This is a genomic window from Bradyrhizobium sp. WBOS07, from assembly GCF_024585165.1.
GTDB classification, from domain to species: domain Bacteria; phylum Pseudomonadota; class Alphaproteobacteria; order Rhizobiales; family Xanthobacteraceae; genus Bradyrhizobium; species Bradyrhizobium japonicum_B.
Genome location: NZ_CP029008.1, coordinates 4879261 through 4898455, shown reverse-complemented (window position 1 = coordinate 4898455; position 19195 = coordinate 4879261). Strand labels below are relative to the sequence as shown.

Here is a 19195-nt window from a genome sequence, read left to right as displayed (position 1 = left end):
ACGCCGAGAGAACCCCTCACCCGTCTCGCCGCTTCGCGGCGATCCACCCTCTCCCACAAGGGGAGAGGAGTTCACCTCACTTGCCGCAACAGTCTCAGCGCAGATTGCCGCAGAAGCGCTGGATGCGCTTGCAGGCGTCTTCGAGATCCGAGGTCTTGGTCGCATAGGAGATGCGGAATGCAGGTCCGAGGCCGAAGGCCGAGCCCTGCACCACCGCAACGCCTTCAGTCTCGAGCAGCTCGGTGACGAAGTCCTCGTCATTGCCGATCACCTTGCCCGACGGCGCGGTCTTGCCGATCGTGCCGGCGCAGGACGGATAGACGTAGAAGGCGCCCTCGGGGCGCGGGCACTCGATCCCCTTGGCCTGGTTGAGCATGGAGACGACGAGGTCGCGCCGCTCCTTGAAAACCTTGTTGTTGGCGGGGATGAAGTCCTGCGGACCGTTCAGAGCTTCCACCGCCGCCCACTGCGCAATCGAGGACGGGTTCGAGGTCGATTGCGACTGGATCGTTGCCATCGCCTTGATCAGTTGCGCGGGGCCGCCGGCATAGCCGATGCGCCAGCCGGTCATGCAATAGGCCTTCGACACGCCGTTCACGGTGAGGGTGCGGTCGTAGAGTTTCGGCTCGACCTGCGCGACTGTGGTGAACTGGAAATCGTCATAGACGAGGTGCTCGTACATGTCGTCGGTCATCACCCAGACATGGGGATGCTTCACCAGCACGTCGGTGAGCGCCTTCAGCTCCGAGCGCGTGTAGGCGGCTCCCGTCGGGTTCGACGGCGAGCACAGGATGACCCATTTGGTCTTCGGCGTGATCGCGCGCTCGAGCGCCTCGGCCTGCAGCTTGAAACCGGTCGCGGCGGTACAGACCACCGGCACCGGCTCGCCGCCGGCGAGCGCCACCATTTCAGGGTAGCTGACCCAATACGGCGCGGGAATGATCACCTCGTCGCCCGGATTGATGGTGGCCATCAGCGCATTGTAGAGCACCTGCTTGCCGCCGGTGCCGACGATGATCTGGTTCGGCTTGTAGGTGACGCCGTTCTCGCGCTGAAACTTGGCGATGATCGCCTCCTTCAGCTCGGGAATGCCGTCGACCGCGGTGTACTTGGTCTTGCCGGCTTCGATGGCGCGGATCGCCGCCAGCTTGATGTTGGCGGGCGTGTCGAAGTCGGGCTCGCCGGCCCCCAGGCCGATGACGTTGCGGCCCGCCGCTTTCAGCGCGCGTGCTTTATCCGTGACCGCGATGGTCGCGGACGGCTTCACACGGTCGAGCGCAGCGGCAAGGAAGGACATCGTCATCTCCTGACAAGCGTCGTGAAACCTTTCGCCTCACGACTCCGATTGTGGGAATGCAGCCACCCTAAAACGTGAGCCGCTGCACCGCAAGAAACTTCGGCCCGATCTCGCAAAAGTTTACGATTTGGAGCGGTTCAAGCCGCGATTTCCAGCAATTTTCCGCAACTTTGGCGGCCAAATCGCTCACATCCCGGAAGGCTTGTCCTCGGAGCAATTTTGAGGTTCGCGATGGGGACTCTCCGCCGTCATGGCCGGGCTTGTTTCAAAGCATCACGCCGTCGCTCGACCGTATCACACAATACACGGAGGAATACCTTGGGAGCGTTGACGCAAGCGTGAACTGATTTGCATGGCCACGCGGAAATGATCTTCCGCTGCATTGCAATGCGGTAGGGTTTTCGAGTTTTTCTATTGGCTGACCCTTGCGGCAGATTCGCATCGGCATCATTGTTTAGCCGCGCTCAGGGGCAACAAGCGCCGCGTCTCCCGTCTTCGGAATCGAACTCCAGAATGTACAAGCTCTATTCGATGCAACGATCCGGCAACAGCTACAAGGTCCGCCTTGCGCTGGCGCTGCTCAACCTGCCCTACGAAGCGATCGAGGTGGACATTCTGCGCGGCGAGAGCCGCACGCCGGACTTTCTGAGCAAGAACCCGTCAGGACAGGTGCCGCTGCTCGAGGTCGGCGACGACCGTTATCTCGCCGAGTCCAACGCCATCCTCTGGTACGTCGCTGTCGGCACTCCGCTTGCGCCCGAGAATCGCATCGACCGCGCCGAGGCGCTGCAATGGATGTTCTTCGAGCAGCACGCGCTCGAGCCGAACATCGGCGCCGCCTATTTCTGGCTGTCGCTGGTCAAGGGCGGCCGCGACCTGCAGACCCATTCGCTGGAAGACTGGATGGAGCGCGGCTATGGCGCGCTCCAGGTGATGGAGAATCACCTGAAGACCAACGCCTATTTCGCCGCGCGCCAGCTCACGGTCGCCGACATCGCGCTGTACGGCTACACCCACCTGGCCGACCGCTGCGACTTCGATCTTTCGACCTTTCCGGCAATCCAGGACTGGCTGAAGCGGGTGGAAGCCGCGCCCGGCTTCGTGTCGATGGACTGGCGGCCGGCCGACGTCGACGACCCCGCCAGCATTGCCGCCAGCGCATGACCCCCCGCCCGCTGCCCTCGGGAATAGCGGGTATAACGGTATTATTTGCCGCATTCCGGCCATTTTCAGCAGGATAGCCGCCGCAATATTGCCGGCTCAAGCTGGGAAATTGTGGAAGGTTGCGGGTGATTCGCTCGCGCGTTGAAGGATTTAGACCATGACACGGGCGTCCGGCACGGCCGGCTTTCAGGGCCATCCCGCTACCGTCGCGTCTTCCCGGCTGACCAACGCGGTTGCGGCCTCGCTCGCCGTCGCCGCACTCTCGCTGTGCCTGATCGTCACCCTGACGGTGCTGTCGACCAAGGCGACCATGGCGATGGGCCTGCCGGTCTGATTCCCGTTTCATCCCGGTCCTGACTTCAAGGCGCCGCATGCCCCGCGCCGGCCGGCATCGCGACAGGACCTCGATGAAATCACCTGTGGTAGTCGTTGCAATCACGTTGACTGCGGCCATCCTGGTCGCAGCGTCATTGTTGATCGTCGTCGGTACGCGCAAGGCGCCGGGGACGTCGACGCTGAATGCGCCCGCGCTGCAACAGCCGCTCAAGCACACGCAGCTCAAGCACACGCACTTGGCTTAAAATCATCCGAAAGCCTTAGGCTTGCGAGCAAGCGCGCCCTAAGCACACCGCACGAATCCGCATCGCAGCGGCGCAATGATCAGTCAGACTTGCGGTCTTACCTCCGTCGTGAGGGCGAGACTGTCCATGCGGTTCGGATGGCGTGCGATCTCCGGTCCGGTGCTGACGGCAGCTACCCTGCTGCTGGCGATGCCGTTCGATCGCTTGATCCCCACGCCCACGCCGGCTCCGCTGCTCGTCGGCATCGTGGCGCTCGCCGGCGCATTGTCGGGTCTCGGCTCCGCCGTCACCAGCGCAGCCATCGCGGTGATCGGTGCAACGCTGCTCGTGCTCGGCCGCCACGGCGTATCCGCCTCCATCGCCGATCTGGTCCAGCTCGGCCTCCTGGCCGTCACCGCTGCCGGCACCGCCGGCATCACCGGCCTGATGCGCCAGCGGCTGCTCGGCACGTTCGCGGCCGAGCGCCGCAGCCACGCCACCGCCGTGCGGCTGTCGGCCGCGCTCGACCAGGTCGATATCGGCATCGTGCTGCTCGATGCCGAAACGCGGGCCGAGTTCATCAACCGCGCGTTCCGCGATTATTTCGCCTTGCCGGACCAGATCGCCGACGGCAAGCCGCCCTTCATCGCGCTGATGTATCACGGCCGCGACACCGGTGCGTTCGAGCTGCCAGAAGACGAGCTCGGCACCTTCATCGCGCAGCGCATGGAGATGGTGCGGACCGGCGATGCCACGCCGATCAACATCGCCCTGCGCAGCGGCGACGTGCTGCGCTTCGTCTGCACGGCGCTGCCGGACGGCGGACGGATGCTCAGCTACACCCCGGTGACCGACCTCGTACGTCACACCGATGCACCGTCACGCGCCGACTATTACCGCTCGCTGCGCGATCCCACCGCCCGCGGCCTGATCCGGTATCTGCGCGTCGCGGAGTGATGCAACTGCGCGATTGATCGCCGCACCGATCATCCCGTATGAAAGACGCTTCGTCGATCGCGGGAATCCAGATGTCGCTCACCATTCGCTCCGTCACCAGGCAGGACTACGATCAATGGCTGCCGCTGTGGGACGGCTACAACGCCTTCTACGGCCGCTCCGGCCCGACCGCGCTCGCTCCCGAGATCACGCGCATGACGTGGCAGCGCTTCTTCGATGCCTATGAGCCCGTGCACGGCCTCGTCGCCGAGAGCGACGGCAAGCTGCTCGGCATGACGAACTACCTGTTCCATCGCAGCACCACGGCGATCGAGCCGTCCTGCTATCTGCAGGATCTGTTCACGCTCGAAGCCGCGCGCAGCAAGGGCGTCGCCTCGGCCCTGATCCACGGCGTCTACGACCGCGCAAGGCTGGCGGGATCGCCACGCGTCTATTGGCAGACGCACGAGACCAACCTGACGGCGCAGCGCCTGTACGACAAGGTCGCGGAGCGTTCCGGCTTCATCGTCTATCGCAAGGTCTTCTGATCCCCACCCGCACCCTGTGGATAAGTACCGCTGTCACCCGCGCGTAACATAGCGGGGCTACGGTGCAGCTGCGTCTGATCTGGCCCCCCGTCACCGATCAAGCGCCCCAAAGCGGTCCCCGTCAGTCGCCGCGTCTGACCGGGGCCGCATTTTTTTGTCCGCATGGCAGCAGCGCGGGCGGACTTCTTGCTGGTGCAGCGCACCGCGGCCAGAATGAGCGCCTTCTTCTGACAGGATCATCTCAATGGAAATTCGCAATCTCGGCGCCTCCGGCCTTCGCGTGTCTGCGGTCGGGCTTGGCTGCAACAATTTCGGCCAGCGCACCGATCTGGAGACCTCGCGCAAGGTGATCCATCGCGCCCTCGATCTCGGCATCACGCTGTTTGACACCGCCGACATCTATGCCGGCATGGGCGGCTCGGAGACGGTGCTCGGCACCGTGCTCGGCGACCGCCGCAAGGACATCGTGCTCGCCACCAAATATGCCAAGCCGATGGCGACCGACGGCACCAGGCAGGGCGCCTCGCGCCGCTACATCATGGAGGCCGTGGAAGCGAGCCTGAAACGGCTGAAGACCGACTACATCGACCTCTACCAGCAGCACGATTACGATCCGCTGACGCCGATGGAGGAGACGTTGCGCGCGCTCGACGATTTGATCCGGCAGGGCAAGGTCCGCTACATCGGCAATTCCAACTTCCCGGCTTGGCGGATCGCGGAAGCCGAGTTCACCGCGCGCGCGATGAATGTCAGCCGCTTCGTCTCGTGCCAGGACGAATACAGCCTCCTGGTGCGCGACATCGAGAAGGACCTGCTGCCGGCGGCACAGGAGTACAGGCTTGGCCTATTGCCGTTCTTCCCGCTCGCCAGCGGCCTGCTCACCGGCAAGTACCAGCGCGGCGCCGCGGCCCCCGCCGACACGCGCTTTGCCAAGGCACCGGCACTGCGCGACCGCTACGTCACGCCGCGCAACGAGGACATGGTCGAGAAGCTCCAGGCCTTCGCCAAGGCGCGCGGCCGCAGCATGCTCGAGCTCGCCTTCTCCTGGCTCGCCGCGCGCCCGCAGGTGTCGAGCGTGATCGCCGGCGCGACCCGCGTCGAGCAGATCGAGGAGAACGTCAAGGCGATCGCCTGGAAGCTCGGCGCGGACGAGATGGCCGAGATCGACAGGATCACGCTGGGTTGAAACCCGCGACCTATTACTTCGCGCCGCCCACCGTCTGTATCACCTCGAAGCCCTCGAACTGGGGATGACCGAGGTAGGCCGGCTTGGTGTCGCCGGCCCGCGCATGCGCGGCGCGGAACGCCTCCGACTTGGTCCAGGCCTCGAACGCCGCGTGGTTCGCCCAGACCGTGTGCGAAGCGTAGAGCGTATGGTCCTCGGCTTCCGGCCCGCGCAGGAGATGGAATTCGACGAAGCCCGGCACCTTGTCCAGATGCGTGTCGCGCGAAAGCCAGACCTGCTCGAAGGCGGCCTCGGAGCCCTTGGCGACGCGGAAGCGGTTCATGGCGATGTACATGGGTGTGGTTCTCCTGATGCTCGGCCCATCATGTCGTCATTCCGGGAGGCGCCGCAAGGCGCGGGCTCCGGAATGACGGCGGCTGCTATGACGCCACCAATCCCTTCATCGGATTCGCGCTCGCGCTGTCCGGGAACACCGTGTCCGCCAGCACGCGATCGGACAGGCCGAACTGTCCTTGCAGCACGCCCTTGATCACCGAGCGCAGATCCGTGGTCGGCTTGAGGTCGCGGCCGTCGTGGAGGTTCGCAAGCTTGAGGCCCGGCCAGTCCGCGACGACGCGGCCGCCCTTCACGGCACCGCCGGCGAGCAGCGCGATCGTGCCGGTGCCGTGATCGGTGCCGTCGGTGCCGTTGATGCGCGCGGTGCGGCCGAATTCGGTAGCGACGACGACGACGCTGTCGCGCCAGCGCTCTCCTAGGCCGCTTTCGAATTCGGCGAGCGCGCCGTCGAGCCCGCCGAGCAGGAAGGCGAGGCGGCCGACCGGGCCGCCTTCATTGGCATGGGTGTCCCAGCCGTCGAAGGCGAGCGCTGCGATGCGCGGGCCGTCGTCCGCCGCCATCAGCTTGGCCGCGCCGCGCGCGACCTGGCGCATCTGCGCCACCGCATTGCCGGGCCTGCGTTTCATGTCGTCGCCGCTCGCGGCCTTGTCGAGCTGGAGGCCCTGCGACAGTGCCGTCGCCAGCGCGGGATCGCGGTGACGGTAGAGATCGACGAGCCGCATCGCGGTGTCGTCATCCGCCTGCGGCAGCGCCACCGGCGCCCATCCGACGGTCGGCGCGTTGCCACGCAGCACCAGCGGCGTGGTGGGTCCGACCGCAAGACCGCTCGATACGCGCTCGCCGCGCGGCAGCGCCTCCAGCGCGCGGTTGAGCCAGCCGGACTGCACGCGACCCGGCCCGGCGTAGCCGCTTTCGAGCACGTCCTGTCCGTCGAAATGCGAGCGGTCGCGATAGGGCGTCGCCACCGCATGGATCACCGCCGCGTGCTTGTCGCGATACATGCGCGAAAATTCCGGCATGGCCGGATGTAGCGCGAAGAAGGAATCGAGCGGAATCGCGGGATGCGCGCCGTCCGCCGCGAGCGCGATCGAGCCGTGCAGGCCGGCATAATCGGGATCGCCGATCGGCGCGACGGTCGAAAGTCCGTCGAGCGCCCCGCGCAGGATCACCACGATCAGCCGGGGATCGCGCCCGTCGGCCGCGCGTGCGAATTTCGGCAGGTAAGCCCAGGCCGCGAACGCGGCGCCGCCGAGCAAAAGACCGCGGCGCGAGGTGAGGAGCCGGTTCTCGACGCAGTCGATCATGATCATCTCCTCTGCATTTCCGGCGACATCAGCAGCAGCGCCAGCGCCTGCTGCCGCGACTCCGCCCGTTCGACGGTTCTGCGCGTTTCGATCGAGGCCGCATCGGCCGCCGCGAACTCGAGAAGGTCGAGCGGGTCGATATTGTTGCCGAGCCGCGCGCCGATCTGCGCGGCGATATCCAGCCTGAGCTTGATGCCTTCAGGCGCGGTCCAAGCGGCATTGGTGTCGGGAAAGCCGTTGGGGCCGGGCGGCGACCATAGCGGCTGACCGAGCAGGTTGAGGCCGTTGAGATAGCGGCCCGGGTCCTCCGGCACCCGCGCGAGCAGCCGGCCGCTCGCGACCAGGAAATCGTAAGGCGAGCGCATCTTGGTCAGCGGCGCCCTCCACGCTTCATCGGAATCGACAAGCGCCATGGCAAGTGCCTTGAGATCGCCGTCGGTCTTGACGAAGACGTCGCGCAGCCGCGCGACCAGCGCCGGCGGCGGATCGTCGGCAACGAAGTGACGAGCGAATTTGCCGGCGATGAAGTTCGCGGTCGAGGGATGCCGCGCGATGTCGGCGAGCGCGGCCTCGCCCTGCGCGAGCCCCGCCGCCTCGTAGGTCTTGCCGAGCAGCATCTGCGGCCCCGGCTGGTGCGCATTGGCGTTGAACACGAAGGCGCCGGGGGGCCCGAGCTGGCCCTTTCGTCCGGCGAAAGTCCAGCCGGTGATGATGCGGGCGAGCGAGGTGACGTCGTCCTGCGTATAGCCGCCGCCGACGCCGAGCGTATGCAGCTCCATGATCTCGCGCGCGAGATTTTCGTTCAGGCCGCGCTTGCGATTCTGGCCGGCGCGCGAGTCCGGGCCGAGCGATTGCTGGTTGTCGAGGAAGAACAGCATCGCCGGATGCTGTTCCACCGCCCTCAGCATGTCGGCGAAGCGCCCGAGCACGTGCGGCCTGATCGCCTCGCGCTCGAACGCACCGGCCCAGATCCGCGCCAGCTCGCCCTTGCTCGCGGAGATGCAGAAATGGTTGGACCAGAACACGACGAGCCGTTCGGTGAGGCCGCACTCTGCCAGCGTCGCGCGCTGCAACCGTGCCAGCGCTTCAGCGCGGAAGGTCTTTTGAATGACGTTGAGCGGCTGCGGCGCAGGCTTCTGTTCGGCCGGCGCCGGCATGTCGGCGGGCGCGGCCGTCCTTGCCGCCTCGCGCGCCTGCTTGACCTGATCCTGATAGGCGAAGACGGCCTGCCCCAGCTGCTGCGTCGATTGCAGACCGGGCGCCTCCAGCAGCACGCCGCTCGGCCGCGCGAGCTCCGCCTTCACGAAGCCGCGCGGATCCGAGCTTGCGTTGATCAGATCGCCCGAGGCGCCACCGCGGGCACCGAAGCCGAAACGGTTGAGCGCAACGAGCGCGGCTTGCGAATCGCGGGCCATCGATTTGTCCTTCGCGTGCCGGGAGCCGCTTTCCGAGTCCGCGCGCGACGCCTAATATACCGCAACGACGCATGAACCCGACATGAAAATCACGGCGAAGCTTCGGCGCAAAACATGACAAATCCGAAAGAATCCTCACCGCCGAAACCGCGCCGCCTCGCCTGCGCGCGCTGCGGCACGGAGTTTGGTTGCGATCTGTCGGGCACATGCTGGTGCGCGGAAGAGATTGCGAAACTACCGATGCCGGTCGCTGGCGAGGATTGCCTGTGCCGCGAGTGCTTGCGCAAGGCGGCGGCGGAGGCAGTACAGTAGGGTGGGCAAAGCGCAGCGTGCCCACGCAGTTTTTTGATCGAGAGAGGTGGTGGGCACGGCGCTTTGCGCCTTTGCCCACCCTACGAAGTCTACACTTGATGTCCCGGCGATGTCCGCGCCATGCCGTCGAACGCGCCGAGCAGTTTTTCGCGCCAGGCATGGATCGGATCGTCCGCCTCCAGCAGCTTGAACGGGCTGACCACGCGCGCCCATTGGAAGCCGCCGAACACGATGTAGTCGGCATAGTTCGGCGCGCCGCCGCCGATGAAGGGCTGCTTCTTCAGCGTCTGGCGCATCACCTCGAGCGATTTGCGGAAGGCGACCACGCCGGTGTCGCGGCTCGACATGACCTCTTCCAGGCTCTTGCCGCCGAAGCGCGCCTCGCGCGATTGGCGGAAATAGGCGGCGTCGGTCTCGCCGAGATTGTTCGGAATGTCGGCGACGATCAGCGGGAAGATGCCGCCGACGATGGCGATATCGCCCCATGCATTGATCATGCGCGCCATGGCGCGGCCGCCCTCGCCGCCGAACAGCGACGGACGGTCCGGAAACTTGTCCTCGAGATAGGTCGCGATGGTCCAGGAATCGACGATCGGCCTGTCATCGTGCAGCAGCACCGGCACCTTCTCCGAGCCGTGGGGCACAAGCGTGCTCTTTTCGGTGAAGCGCCAGGGCAGCGATTCCGCCGCCAATCCCTTGTGCGCCAGCGCCATCCGCGTGCGCCAGCAATACGGGCTGAACGGGCGCGAGGGGTCGGTGCCGACGAGTTCGTAGAGCTTGAGTGACAAAGGCGCCTCCACTGGCTCCGTCATTGCGAGGAGCTCTTGCGACGACGCAATCCAGGCTGCCGCCGCGGAAGCATTCTGGATTGCTTCGCTGGCGCTCGCAATGACGATGTGGAGACAGATCTGCGTATCACCGCCCGTTCGCGCGCAGCAGCCTCTCGCCATCCTCCGTCACCGCGATGATCAGCCCCATTCCGGGCAGCGTCTCGCGCGCGACATAGCCGCGCTCAGCGGCGTCTTCCCAGATGGTGAGGCGCGGGCACGAGGTCTTCCAGGTCGAAATCACCTCGGCATAGGCGCGCGGCTCGCGCGCGACCCATTCGACGAAGTCCAGCACCAGCGGATCGGCGATCTCGCTCATTGCAAACCTCCCTTGTCGAAGGCGGCCAGCACCGGCGCGCGAAGCAACAGCCAGCCGCCATAGGCGATGTAATAGCAGGCAATGGTGGTGATCAGCTTGTTCGACCAGGCGATGAACTGCTGATCGGTCATGGCCTCCAGGATGCGCCGCGCCAGCGTGGTGCCGAGCATCGAGGCTGCGATCGCGACGCCCGCGAGCACGGGGTCGAGGCTTGCGGCCTGATCGATGATGCCGCCGAAATAGATCAGCTTGGTGAAATGGCTGACGACCTGACACATCGCTTTGGTCGCCACCTTCTCGCGCCGGCCGAAATCGCCGCCGAGGAAGAAAGTGTCGAGCAGCGGGCCGGAGACGCCGGTCATCAGCATCAGGCCCATGCAGATCGTGCCGTAGACCGTGCCCTGCCAGAGACGATCAGGGTCCGGCTTGATGTTCGCAGGCAGGAGCCGCGCCATGAACGGGGTGATGCCGAGCAGCAGCAGCGCCATCGGCTTGTCCGGCACGTAGCGGGTGAGCGACCACGCCGCGAGCGCGAGCGCGGCGCCGACCATGTAGTTCGCGACCGGCCGCCAGCGGATATGCGCCCGCCACAGCAACGCGCGCCAGCCGTTCGAGGCCATCTGCGTGATCGCGTGCAGCACCATCGCGGTCGGCAGCGGCATCAAGGCCAACAGCACGCCGATCAGGATCAGCCCGCCCGCCATGCCGAACAGCCCCGACAGGAACGCGGTGGCGACCATCAGCAATCCGAGGGCAGCGATCATCAGGGGCGTCACGTAGGGGGACTCCTGTGAGAACCGTAAGGGACGCATCCCGCGTGCACTCCCTCGCCCCGCAGGCGGGGAGAGGCGAAGAACCGCGCCCTTCAACAAATCAGCACAAATCTACACTCCGAACGTGCCTCGCTTGCTCCCTCCCCGCAAACTGAGTTATCTTGCCCTGGCCTCAGCTTTCCTGAGGGTCGTGCATAAGGGTCTTGCATTTGCGGCGGCTGCTGTTTCTCAACGGCATCAAGGCATTCGAGGCGGCGGCGCGGACCGGCAGCTTTGCCGCGGCCGGGCTCGAGCTGAGCGTGTCCGCAGCCGCGGTCAGCCGCATGGTGCATCTGCTGGAAGAGCGGCTCGGCGTCGCGCTGTTCGAGCGCAAGGCCAACCGCCTGGTGCTGACGCAGGCCGGCCGCGCCTATCAGAGCGGGCTGACGCCGATCTTCGATGCGCTGGCCAGCCTCACCGCGCAGGTGACGGCTCCGGCGAGCGTCCGGGTGCTCACCATCGGCGTCGGCCACACCTTTGCGATGCGCTGGCTGATCCCGCGCCTGTCCGAGTTTCGCAGCGAGGAGCCGGATATCGAGGTGCGCTTCACCACCGGCGGCGCGTCGGTGCCGTTCGGGGAGGATTGGAGCTGCGGCATCAAGCTCGGCACCGGCGACTGGCCCGGCCTCGTCGCCGAACCGCTGTTCGCAGGCGACCTCACGCCGGTCTGCGTGCCGCGTCTTGCGAGCGGGCTGAGGCGCCCGGCCGATTTGAAGGGACCGAGCCTGATCCGCGTCGCGCACTCGCCTGAGGACTGGCCGATCTGGCTGAAGGCCGCCGGCGCGACCCGGATCAACGCGCGTGGGCCCGAGTTCCAGTTCTACGGCCAGGCGCTGCAGGCGGCCGCCGACGGGCTCGGCATCGCCATGGGCATCCGCCCCTATATCGACGACGACCTCGCCGCCGGCCGGCTGGTGGCGCCGTTCGACCTCTCGGTGCCCAAGGGCATGCGCTGGTATCTGCTCTATCGCAGCTTCCAGACCGAGCAGCGCGACTTCGCCGCGTTCCGCCGCTGGATCATGCGGGCGGCGGCGGAACCCGCGGCCCGGCCGGGCAAGCGGAGCGGCCGCACGGCGGCGCGGAACTGACGCCCCCAAAACTGCCGTCCAGCGGCAAAAAAGCCGCCCACTTGTGAACGGCTTCACATCCCGAACATCGCAATCGTGGTCCCCTGACCCTCCAACAAGACACGTACGGAACACTTCGGGGACGACCATGACGACGCTCTACGACGGCTTTGACATCGAATCCTTCGAGGCTGGCAAAGGCCTCTGGCACGCCCGCATCCGCCGCGCCGATCTCAGCCCCCTCGCCATCGACGGCGTGCTGTTTCCGGCCATGGAAGTTGGCTTCGCCTGGCCCGATCAGAACGCCGCGATCGCCGACGCCAAGCACCACATCGACCGCTTCCGCCGGCGGACCGACAGCGACAACGAATGAGCGGGCCGGACGGCGGGCAACCAGGGACAACGCAGGTCAAGAAGGGGCAAATGGTCATGTCAGTCATCGAATTCGAAGACCCGTCGCGGCCGCGGATCTACGCCCGCGCCGTGCTGTCCAAATGCCCGGAATGCGACGGCGATCTCACCGTGCTCCGGGTCATCGGCGGGCGGGCCGGATGCGAGTACTGGGCCATGCGCTGCACCGATTGCGGCGGCCTCCATCTCGACATCCTCGAACCCTATCAGGCGAGCGAGGACGGCGAAGGTCCGCTGCCGGCGGCGTAAGGTTCCTTCCTGCTGCCAACCTGCTGTCAGCAGCCTGCATGGCGACGGCCATTCGCCCTTTATCGGGAGGCGGACTCGTCCCATATTCGCCCCATGGCGAAGAAACCTGCATCCTCCGAAAAATCCGGCAAATCCCCCAAGACTCCGAACTCGAAGGCGCATCGGCCCGACGTGCAGCCGATCGGGCCGGCGTTGGCCGAATTGCTCAATCCCGCGATCAATCGCGGCGACGCCGGGCTGGGATCGGGCACCGGATTGCAGCCGCCGCCGGACAATTCGCGCGACCGTCGCTCAGGCGGCGAGGCCGCCGCACATCGCGCGCGCGCCTCGACACCGAAGGAGTTTCCGCAAGATACCGCACGCCCGATGCCGCTGCGCCCAAATCCGCAGCCAGCGGGCGCCCGCGCGTCGGCCGGAGGCTTCGACGAGGCACCGCAGGCCAATTACGGCACGGCGGCCACCATCCCGACGCTCGATCCGGAACTGGCGCGGCAGCTCGGGCTTCCCACCGAGGAGGACGATGCCGAGGCGCTGGCGCGGCCGCCTCGCAGCAAGATGGAAGCGCTCGGCGTCAAGGCCACCGCCGATGCCCTGGAATCGCTGATCCGCGAGGGCCGGCCGGAATTCCGCAAGGACGACGGCTCCACCAAGGTGTGGACGCCGCACCGGCCGCCGCGCCCGGAAAAGTCCGAGGGCGGCGTGCGCTTCGAGATCAAGTCGTCCTACGAGCCGCGCGGCGACCAGCCGACCGCGATCGCCGAGCTGGTCGAGGGCATCAATCGCAACGACCGCACCCAGGTGCTGCTCGGCGTCACCGGCTCGGGCAAGACCTACACCATGGCGCAGGTCATCGAGAAGACGCAGCGCCCGGCCCTGATCCTGGCGCCGAACAAGACGCTCGCCGCCCAGCTCTACGGCGAGTTCAAGAACTTCTTCCCTGATAACGCGGTCGAGTATTTCGTCTCGTATTACGACTACTACCAGCCCGAAGCCTACGTCCCGCGCACCGACACCTATATCGAGAAGGATTCCTCGATCAACGAGCAGATCGACCGCATGCGCCACTCGGCGACGCGCGCGCTGCTCGAACGCGACGACGTCATCATCGTCGCCTCGGTGTCCTGCATCTACGGTATCGGCTCGGTCGAGACCTACACCGCGATGACCTTCGCGCTGAAGAAGGGCGAGCGCATCGACCAGCGCCAGCTGATCGCCGACCTCGTCGCGCTGCAGTACAAGCGCACCCAGGCCGACTTCACCCGCGGCACCTTCCGCGTGCGCGGCGACGTCATCGACATCTTCCCGGCGCACTATGAGGACCGCGCCTGGCGCGTCAACCTGTTCGGCGACACCATCGAGTCCATCGAGGAGTTCGATCCGCTCACCGGCCACAAGCAGGACGAGCTCGAATTCATCAAGATGTACGCCAATTCGCATTATGTGACGCCGCGGCCGACGCTGGTGCAGGCGATCAAGTCGATCAAGTTCGAGCTGAAGCAGCGGCTCGACCAGCTCCACAACCAGGGCCGCCTGCTGGAGGCACAGCGGCTGGAGCAGCGCACCACCTTCGACCTCGAGATGATGGAGGCGACGGGAAGCTGCGCCGGTATCGAGAACTATTCGCGCTACCTCACCGGGCGCCGCCCCGGCGAGCCGCCGCCGACGCTGTTCGAATACGTGCCCGACAACGCGCTGATCTTCGCCGACGAAAGCCACGTCACCATCCCGCAGATCGGCGCCATGTTCCGCGGCGACTTCCGCCGCAAGGCGACGCTGGCCGAATACGGCTTCCGCCTGCCCTCCTGCATGGACAACCGCCCGCTCCGCTTCGAGGAATGGGACATGATGCGGCCGCAGACCATCGCGGTGTCGGCAACGCCGAGCGGCTGGGAGCTGAACGAGAGCGGTGGCGTGTTCGTCGAGCAGGTCATTCGCCCGACCGGGCTGATCGATCCTCCCGTCGACATCCGCCCGGCCCGTACCCAGGTCGACGATCTCGTCGGCGAGGTGCGTGCGACCGCGCAGGCCGGCTATCGCTCGCTGATCACGGTGCTGACCAAGCGCATGGCGGAGGACCTCACCGAGTTCTTGCACGAGCAGGGCATCCGCGTCCGCTACATGCACAGCGACATCGACACCATCGAGCGCATCGAGATCATCAGGGATTTGCGCCTCGGCGCCTTCGACGCGCTGGTCGGCATCAACCTGCTGCGCGAAGGCCTCGACATCCCCGAATGCGCGCTGGTCGCCATCCTCGATGCCGACAAGGAAGGTTTTCTGCGCAGCGAGACCTCGCTGATCCAGACCATCGGCCGCGCCGCGCGCAACGTCGACGGCAAGGTGATCCTCTACGCCGACCAGATGACCGGCTCGATGGAGCGCGCCATCGCCGAGACCAACCGCCGCCGCGAGAAGCAGGTCGAGTACAACAACGCCAACGGCATCACGCCGGAGAGCGTGAAGAAGCAGATCGGCGATATCCTCAACTCGGTCTACGAGCGCGACCACGTGCTGGTCGAGGTCGGCGGCCACGACATGACCGACGACGTCATCTCGATCGGCCACAACTTTGAGGCCGTGCTCGCCGATCTGGAAACCCGCATGCGCGAGGCCGCCGCCGATTTGAACTTCGAGGAAGCCGCGCGCCTGCGCGACGAGGTCAAGCGCCTGCGCGCCACCGAGCTCGCGGTGGTCGACGATCCCACCGCCAAGCAGCGCACCGTCGCCGGCAAGGCAGGCGCCTATGCGGGCACGAGGAAATACGGCGACGCGGCCAACCTGCCCGTCAGCGCGATGAAGAAGAAGACGGTCGGCTCCGCGTTGAAGGCCAGCGGCGGCAGCAGCGGCTCGAAGGTGCACAAGCCGCATCTCGACGAGATGCACGGCCCGGAATCCCTGCCCTATCGCGAGAAGCCGAGCCTGCCGGCGAAGCCGTTCGGCAGCACCAGCCGGATCATCCAGCCGACGGACTCAAGGCAGTCCGGACCGGAATTCGGGCCGGCGCCGAAGTCGACGGGCGGGATGCCGGGGCGACGGGGCGGGTGGAAGAAGAGGTAGGCTGATCTTCAGCGCTATTGCAGGAGACAGCCGACTTTACGACTTTGGGTCGTTCTCCCATTATTTGTCTATCTGAAATGATTCGCGATGGCGTCCGCTGCCATGGTTCTCTTGCCCAAGCATAAGCCAGGCAGTTTCACTAAGAATTTTGCTTGGGGAGGAAAGGGATTCAAAAATCTCTACGACGCGATTCGGCTAGGTTACAGATCAACACTGAAGGCGGTCCCACGAGATATTTGGCGCAAGCAATCCGGCATTGACGACTCGTCGCTGGATTTGATTCCTATAAATTTCTTTCTCCACAATTTCCAAGGGAAGATGGCGGTAGATGAGCTTGTATTCCAAGCTATTCGACGGCCCCACACGAGCGATTTTGACCGCTTGGCGCTTTTTGCATTTCATCTCAACAGGGTTGGGACGCCTCCTTATAAAGGCCCATCACGACCAGCACTCTGGGCAAACGAGTTTGTTAGGCAGGTTCTGTGGCGAGATGGCGCTTGGCAAACAGCTGCGCTTGCTCAAGAGAGACTAGACAGGTTTCTTGCTGCAAACTTGATCGGCCAAGGTCAGGTCAGGGTTAAGTCGCGGAATAACTATCGTCACTTTTTTGAGCTTGCCGGATATTTGCCCACGGCAGCCGGGACCATCAACACAGGCGCCGACAGTTGGATGGCATCAGCGCTTTTCCTTGCGTGGGACCGATACAGTTTAGACACCGGTCACACCCGAGAGAGCGAACTTCTCGCCGTGGTGAGAAATGAACAACTTTACAAGTTATTGGGCGCCTCGGAAGCTACTGTGCAGAGCAATGCAAGAAGCCTCGTAAAGGCATATTTGGCTGCTGGCGGACTTCTTCGTTTCGAGAAAACTTCCAAAGTGTCGACATCTAAAGTCGCGCGCTCAACTCCAGCATCAGCTCCGACCCGCGCGGAATTGACACCGCCATCGGGTGCCGAGTGGCTCGATCAAGACGGATCGGACAAGAGCGTCGAACGCTCTATGATTTCGCGATTGGCTCAAAAACGCAATCGCAAGATTGCCGTGCAGTTGCGCCTACACTACAATCATAAATGCATGTTTTGCGGCATACAGTTAGGCGTTGGAGAAAATCGGTTCTATTCAGAGGCAGCGCACATTAAGCCGCTAGGAAAGCCGCATAACGGCCCTGACAAGATGGCTAACTTGCTCGTGCTCTGCCCGAACCATCACTTGCAGTTTGATCGAGGGGTTCTTCGGGTCAAAGTTGAAGGATCGAAGTTGCGGCTATACTCGTCCGTGCCATCCGATCCCCTGAACAATAAACTTCTCACACCATCTCACACTCTCGACAGTTCGTGCGTCGTTTGGCATTACGATTGGTTTTCAGACAAACGATGAATGCTGTCGGCTAGGAATTCTTTGCTGATCCTTGCAAATTATGAAATCAGAATTTGGAGAGCATAGGTCACTCTGCCGCCACCAATCTCGACTGCGAATGATTTGCATACGTCTTCCACGTCGGCTTGTAATCATCCGCTTGGTCGCCCCAGGTAGACCATCCTTTTCTTGACCCTCGACCAAACAGTTCCACGAATGGTCCAGGCGAACATGCTTCGATGATGTCATACTGCTCATCGGGCTTACGCGAATGCTCTCGCTTGCGGGTACCTAACAAGTTCACTTGTCGACGTCCCGGCGCGAGGGTCCGAGCGTTTTTTCCTCGGACACCGAACAGAATCAGTTCGGTTACGTTCCGAAAATAGAAGCCCACTCCTCGTCCGTCCGAACCACCATCCTTTCGGATTTTGTGCCAGACGATATTGGACTTGTAATTAAATCCCCAAGCCTTCATCACCGCCAACCCTTCGGGGAGCAGCGCGTTGGGACACCAAAGATACAGATGTGAGGTTGCGGCCGCGATATCCGCGACCGGAAGGGCGCTTATCTCGTCCAGTTTCATCGTCCCGTAGCGCGATAGCCGCTTGTGCTCTGGAGCGACTTTGCCGGTTTTGTTGGTGAACTGCCACGGAGGGTCTGCCAGGATCGTCGAGAAGCGCCGACCGTCCGCAAAGCGCAGCAAATCCTGTCCGGCGGAAAGCATCGGCGACTCCAAGACGTTAGCTATGCTTAGCGGTATAAGGGTTACGCAAACTGCATAATAGCATGTTCATGTTACGTTCTCAAGATGGGTAGTGGATAATTATTCGAACGCTCAGATAGGGACCGCAGCAGAACATGTTTGACCGCCTAAGACGGCGCGGCTTCGAAGTGGAATTCCGATCGCACGCGGAAGCCATCCTCAGCGTCGACTTTCCGGAAGTGGCAGAGCAACTCGAAGAAGTGCTGGAAGCTTCGACCATCCCGATCGAGGAAATTATTGGCTCGGGCGGCGGCGAGACAAAGGGCACACAACGCCTGCGACGCGCGCTGGCGGCCCATGATTGGCGCAAGCACAATTTTGTGGTTCAGCGCATCATTGACGGCGTCGAGCGTGAGGCGCAGTCGCACGAGATCGATCACGTGCGTACCTTCGCCGCGGGAACGATTGCGCTCGAAATCGAATGGAACAACAAGGATCCCTTCTTCGATCGCGACCTCGAAAACTTCAAGCGTCTCCACGCCGATGGAGGCATTTCACTGGGAATCATCGTGACGCGAGGCGCGACGCTCCAAGAGTCGATGCGCGATCTTGTCCGGCGCTTCGCGGACGATAACGACGTAAATTCGCACGACGACATGAAACGCATTGGACTCAATCCGACTGCTCGTCAAATCAGAGAGGTCATGAAACGCGTAACTCGGAACCAAAATCCGATCCCTTTCCGGGATGCATGGACGGATCAATTCGTGTCGGACAAATTCGGCATGGCAACGACCCATTGGAGCAAGCTGCAAGATCGCGTGCAGCGTGGCGTCGGAAACCCGTGTCCTCTGGTTCTCGTCGGTCTCCCTGCGTCCATCGTCACCTTTGGAGAAAATCAGAACGAAGTCCGGCAACTGATCGACGAGGGCGGAGATTCCTGAGCCGTTCCCCAACGGCACCGGCATGACGGCGCGGCTGGCACCGCTCCATGCACCGTTTGCTGTTTTGCCCGACGCGTCACACTTCCACGCAAAAATATTCCACTTTACCGAAATTCGGAATTATCGTATGTCTCGCTCACTCCGGCCCACGGAGAGGGCGTATCGCGATCGTCACGACATGGGGCCGGACGGCGGTGGACACGGGTCCCATTGGCGCGAGAGGTTTTGCAGGGCGGGCAACCGTGAGCAGGACGGCGCGCTTTCGACAGGTGGGATGCGTGTACGGCAAAATCGTGTGGTCCTGGCGCCCGGGGTTCTGGCGCCAAGCCTTGCGGTGACACGAGCGGCCCAACCGGGCCGGCGTGTCGGGTGATCGCGAGGTGACGGGGGCA

21 protein-coding genes are annotated in these 19195 nt (G+C 64.2%); 13 read left to right on the top strand and 8 right to left on the bottom strand.

Annotated elements, in window-relative coordinates; all coding sequences use genetic code 11:
* Positions 1-94 precede the first annotated feature (94 nt).
* Complete coding sequence (locus tag DCM79_RS23355) at positions 95-1297, bottom strand: pyridoxal phosphate-dependent aminotransferase (RefSeq protein ID WP_257176537.1); 1203 nt, start codon at positions 1295-1297, stop codon at positions 95-97.
* 513 nt (positions 1298-1810) lie between these two features.
* Here DCM79_RS23355 and DCM79_RS23350 point away from each other — a divergent pair.
* From DCM79_RS23350 to DCM79_RS23325, 6 genes are all read left to right on the top strand, one after another.
* Positions 1811-2461 (top strand): glutathione S-transferase family protein, encoded by a 651-nt coding sequence (locus tag DCM79_RS23350; protein ID WP_257176536.1) that lies wholly within the window; start codon positions 1811-1813, stop codon positions 2459-2461.
* A 157-nt stretch (positions 2462-2618) separates the two neighbouring features.
* Positions 2619-2795, top strand: coding sequence for a hypothetical protein (locus DCM79_RS23345; RefSeq protein ID WP_164718788.1), 177 nt, complete (start codon positions 2619-2621; stop codon positions 2793-2795).
* Between the two features lie 85 nt (positions 2796-2880).
* The gene (locus tag DCM79_RS23340) at positions 2881-3042 is read left to right on the top strand and encodes a hypothetical protein (RefSeq protein WP_257180935.1); all 162 of its coding nucleotides are present in this window, start codon (positions 2881-2883) and stop codon (positions 3040-3042) included.
* A gap of 126 nt (positions 3043-3168) precedes the next feature.
* Positions 3169-3978, top strand: a complete 810-nt coding sequence (locus tag DCM79_RS23335) for a PAS-domain containing protein (RefSeq protein WP_257176535.1) — start codon at positions 3169-3171, stop codon at positions 3976-3978.
* 71 nt (positions 3979-4049) lie between these two features.
* Complete coding sequence (locus DCM79_RS23330; protein ID WP_257180829.1) at positions 4050-4505, top strand: GNAT family N-acetyltransferase; 456 nt, start codon at positions 4050-4052, stop codon at positions 4503-4505.
* Positions 4506-4749: 244 nt separating this feature from the next.
* Positions 4750-5691 (top strand): aldo/keto reductase, encoded by a 942-nt coding sequence (locus tag DCM79_RS23325; protein ID WP_028134426.1) that lies wholly within the window; start codon positions 4750-4752, stop codon positions 5689-5691.
* Between the two features lie 13 nt (positions 5692-5704).
* Here the strand turns inward: DCM79_RS23325 and DCM79_RS23320 are convergent, their stop codons facing one another.
* From DCM79_RS23320 to DCM79_RS23310, 3 genes are all read right to left on the bottom strand, one after another.
* Complete coding sequence (locus tag DCM79_RS23320; protein ID WP_028134425.1) at positions 5705-6025, bottom strand: antibiotic biosynthesis monooxygenase; 321 nt, start codon at positions 6023-6025, stop codon at positions 5705-5707.
* 85 nt (positions 6026-6110) lie between these two features.
* Complete coding sequence (locus DCM79_RS23315) at positions 6111-7331, bottom strand: DUF1501 domain-containing protein (protein ID WP_257176534.1); 1221 nt, start codon at positions 7329-7331, stop codon at positions 6111-6113.
* Between the two features lie 2 nt (positions 7332-7333).
* Complete coding sequence (locus DCM79_RS23310) at positions 7334-8746, bottom strand: DUF1800 family protein (RefSeq protein ID WP_257176533.1); 1413 nt, start codon at positions 8744-8746, stop codon at positions 7334-7336.
* Between the two features lie 114 nt (positions 8747-8860).
* Here DCM79_RS23310 and DCM79_RS23305 point away from each other — a divergent pair, with 114 nt between their 5' ends.
* Positions 8861-9058, top strand: a complete 198-nt coding sequence (locus DCM79_RS23305) for a hypothetical protein (protein WP_257176532.1) — start codon at positions 8861-8863, stop codon at positions 9056-9058.
* An 89-nt stretch (positions 9059-9147) separates the two neighbouring features.
* Here the strand turns inward: DCM79_RS23305 and DCM79_RS23300 are convergent, their stop codons facing one another.
* From DCM79_RS23300 to DCM79_RS23290, 3 genes are all read right to left on the bottom strand, one after another.
* Entirely contained in the window at positions 9148-9846 is a 699-nt protein-coding gene (locus DCM79_RS23300) for a glutathione S-transferase family protein (RefSeq protein ID WP_257180828.1), read from the bottom strand.
* A 127-nt stretch (positions 9847-9973) separates the two neighbouring features.
* Complete coding sequence (locus tag DCM79_RS23295) at positions 9974-10204, bottom strand: hypothetical protein (protein ID WP_257176531.1); 231 nt, start codon at positions 10202-10204, stop codon at positions 9974-9976.
* The gene (locus DCM79_RS23290) at positions 10201-10980 is read right to left on the bottom strand and encodes a sulfite exporter TauE/SafE family protein (RefSeq protein WP_257176530.1); all 780 of its coding nucleotides are present in this window, start codon (positions 10978-10980) and stop codon (positions 10201-10203) included. Before DCM79_RS23290 ends, DCM79_RS23295 begins: the two co-directional genes overlap by 4 nt.
* A gap of 206 nt (positions 10981-11186) precedes the next feature.
* Between DCM79_RS23290 and DCM79_RS23285 the strand changes: the two genes are divergently transcribed.
* The 5 genes from DCM79_RS23285 (at position 11187) to DCM79_RS23265 (ending at position 17177) form a co-directional block, all read left to right on the top strand.
* Positions 11187-12104 (top strand): LysR substrate-binding domain-containing protein, encoded by a 918-nt coding sequence (locus tag DCM79_RS23285; RefSeq protein ID WP_257180827.1) that lies wholly within the window; start codon positions 11187-11189, stop codon positions 12102-12104.
* Positions 12105-12231: 127 nt separating this feature from the next.
* On the top strand, positions 12232-12456 hold the full coding sequence (locus DCM79_RS23280) for a hypothetical protein (protein WP_257176529.1): 225 nt from the start codon (positions 12232-12234) through the stop codon (positions 12454-12456).
* 56 nt (positions 12457-12512) lie between these two features.
* Positions 12513-12743: a hypothetical protein gene (locus tag DCM79_RS23275; protein ID WP_257176528.1), complete on the top strand. Its 231-nt coding sequence runs from the start codon at positions 12513-12515 to the stop codon at positions 12741-12743.
* A 93-nt stretch (positions 12744-12836) separates the two neighbouring features.
* Entirely contained in the window at positions 12837-15800 is a 2964-nt protein-coding gene (gene uvrB / locus DCM79_RS23270; RefSeq protein ID WP_257176527.1) for an excinuclease ABC subunit UvrB, read from the top strand.
* Between the two features lie 87 nt (positions 15801-15887).
* Positions 15888-17177 (top strand): HNH endonuclease, encoded by a 1290-nt coding sequence (locus DCM79_RS23265; RefSeq protein ID WP_257176526.1) that lies wholly within the window; start codon positions 15888-15890, stop codon positions 17175-17177.
* 67 nt (positions 17178-17244) lie between these two features.
* Here the strand turns inward: DCM79_RS23265 and DCM79_RS23260 are convergent, their stop codons facing one another.
* Positions 17245-17880, bottom strand: coding sequence for an MT-A70 family methyltransferase (locus DCM79_RS23260; protein WP_257176525.1), 636 nt, complete (start codon positions 17878-17880; stop codon positions 17245-17247).
* Between the two features lie 134 nt (positions 17881-18014).
* Between DCM79_RS23260 and DCM79_RS23255 the strand changes: the two genes are divergently transcribed.
* Positions 18015-18803, top strand: coding sequence for a BglII/BstYI family type II restriction endonuclease (locus DCM79_RS23255; protein ID WP_257176524.1), 789 nt, complete (start codon positions 18015-18017; stop codon positions 18801-18803).
* Positions 18804-19195 lie beyond the last annotated feature (392 nt).